1 pseudogene is annotated in these 445 nt (G+C 52.4%); it reads left to right on the top strand.

The annotated features are described in order from the left end of the window. Positions 1 to 143: pseudogene (locus DEQ92_RS24335) on the top strand (IS110 family transposase); the annotation flags it as partial. Positions 144 to 445: the final 302 nt, after the last annotated feature.

The raw sequence follows: 445 nt of genomic DNA, 5'->3' as shown, positions 1-445 counted from the left end.
ACCTCGGGAACTTCTACACACGGCTGGAACAGCGGAAGAACCACCAGATCGCAATCGTCGCAACGGCTCGGAAGATGTTGGTCTCGATTTTCCATATGCTCACGCGGAAGGAACCATACGATCCACCGGGGGTGAGTGCCTGAGCGATCTATCGGATCGCTCAGGCACGGGTTCGCCTTCCGTCCGCACAGCAACCGCTACCGCATTCACGAGTCCCCAGCCTATCGGATAACGAACCGGTCGGAGATCACTGCTGTCTGGTGATTCGATGGCCTACATTCGGGTGAGCTGAAGCTCACCCCAATAATTATCATCAATCACCTGCTATTTTTCGTTGCAGGATTTTCATAGGAGTTCTCATGGTTTGTTGAATCAACTCTAACAGATTGAAAGCGCCGTACACTTGGTGCACGCTGTTCTTAGCTTGTCGTAGCTATGGCGAAAG

Origin of the sequence: Haloferax sp. Atlit-6N (assembly GCF_003383195.1) — an archaeon.
Lineage (GTDB): Archaea > Halobacteriota > Halobacteria > Halobacteriales > Haloferacaceae > Haloferax > Haloferax gibbonsii.
Note: the sequence above shows the minus strand (reverse complement) of the source record. Positions and strands in the feature narration are given on the sequence as shown.